Raw genomic sequence first — 1,856 nt, forward strand, 5'->3', positions numbered from 1 at the left:
TCTCTAGATAAATACCTCGATAAATCTCTAGATAAATACCTCGATAAAATTTTAGAAAGAGGCTAGCTTAAACTAACTCATATAAAATTTCTTTGTCGTTTAAAAATAGATTTGTTTAAATAAAATTACATTTTTATACCTTTATATAATTTCAATTGAGATAGTTAGTATACTTTATTTACAATATGTTTTAAGAGTGGAAAAGCATAATTTTTTATGCAGTATTAGAAAAAGCACTCGAAAGAGTGCTTTTTTCGTTCATAAAATTATAAATCAATATAGCTATAAAAGTAACTGATTTGTATTTTACTTTTAATAGAATAATATTGTATTTTAAGGAGTGTTAATCTTGAGAAGAACAACAGAATACATATTAGGGCTTACTGGTGGAATTATGGGTATCTTATTTTCCATTTATGCTATATTTATTGATAATCTAAGTAAGACTCTTAAAGTAGAAGGTATAAATGTAATAATAGGCTTAAGTATCAATTGAGGAGATATCGAATCAATCTAACAAAATAAAAAGTAGAAGCTTTATCGAAATTAGTTTCAAAATTTATTATTGAGGAAAAAGGAAAAGAGAAATAATAAATATCAAATATGATGATATAAGATTTTAAAAAAGACTATTGTAACTTTTATAAAATACAATGGTCTTTTTTATTTTCATTGAGCAGATGTGTCAAAAAATCCCACACTATTGTCTACAAAGATTTTGTTTTCATCAATTTATGCCTTATTTGATTCGCTAATAGAATAGCAGCTTTTTTTCAATTAATTACTGTTAAATTGAAAAGAAACGAAATTGATTAATAGTAGTCAAATCGTTTTTAATATAGTGTATTTTTATGAAAATAAGGAGTTTGTACATGTAATTTTGCATATATAAGCACAAATTCTTAAAATCCTTATATCATGATAGATGGTTTAATTTAAAATAATTTAGGTAATTGGTTAATTATTTATCTAAAATTAATAAAGGATTGATATAAAATGTCAATAATTAGCATAACAAAGTCCCAAGATAGTATAATGATTGCATGGCAATCAGCAGAGATTACCATCCCTTTAAAAGATATAATTACTATATCTACGAATGACGTTCCTTATAATAAGCTCGATCATGTTGTTTATATTGGAACTCCATCTTCCTCGAAGAATAGAATACTAGTACATACTACAAACTTAAACTTCATTATATTTGTTGTTAATCCATCTATAATCTTAGAAGAAATTAATATTGAGTAATACAGTTCTAATAAGAAGTGTAGAACGGCATGTAAGTCTAAACTAAAATCTCATTAACAAACGTTGATAAATAGACAGTAAATAAATTTTGTACTTTCTTCTCGAAATAGTTTAGAGATTCATGTCGTTTGTAAAAAGTCATGAAAGTAGGAACTGATTTTAAAGTGTAAAATGCTGAATTATCTACAGATACATTTCATTTAGTACCCATTTTCTTGTCCATATATCGAGACAAGAAAATGGGTACTTTTTTAAACTAAGACACCAAAGTGGGTACTTTGTAAAAATAGCAAATACTAATTAAATGTGAAGTTAAAATTCAATTCTTCATAAATAACAAAAGATATAAATTAATCCTGAATATAAATACTTTATCTTTCTTGTCCATCTGTTTGATTGGCTTGGAATTCCATTTTTAGAGCAATACTATCTCCTTGGAACACGTTTTGATCTGTTCCGTTGTCTTCAAATATAAACTTAATCCAAAACCAATCCATTTTCCCAGGTTTTAATCCTCCTGTTTCAGTCCACTTAGAATGAAATACTTTTTTGGAGGCAATCTCTGGGCTTTGTGATTTTAGTTCTGCAAGGGTTGTCTCGTATAC

At 26.3% G+C, this 1,856-nt stretch carries 3 protein-coding genes; 2 read left to right on the forward strand and 1 reads right to left on the reverse strand.

The window, feature by feature from the left end; translation table 11 throughout:
• Positions 1 to 349: 349 nt before the first annotated feature.
• Entirely contained in the window at positions 350 to 496 is a 147-nt protein-coding gene (locus AC1DJR_RS28385) for a hypothetical protein (RefSeq protein ID WP_002144117.1), read from the forward strand.
• A 500-nt stretch (positions 497 to 996) separates the two neighbouring features.
• The gene (locus AC1DJR_RS28390) at positions 997 to 1,251 is read left to right on the forward strand and encodes a SunI/YnzG family protein (RefSeq protein ID WP_033728921.1); all 255 of its coding nucleotides are present in this window, start codon (positions 997 to 999) and stop codon (positions 1,249 to 1,251) included.
• A gap of 371 nt (positions 1,252 to 1,622) precedes the next feature.
• On the opposite strand, the gene AC1DJR_RS28395 is transcribed toward AC1DJR_RS28390, so the two are convergent.
• On the reverse strand, positions 1,623 to 1,856 hold a 234-nt coding region (locus tag AC1DJR_RS28395), incomplete at its 5' end, for a TasA family protein (protein WP_477004089.1).

Source organism: Bacillus sp. 05T31 (assembly GCF_056396725.1).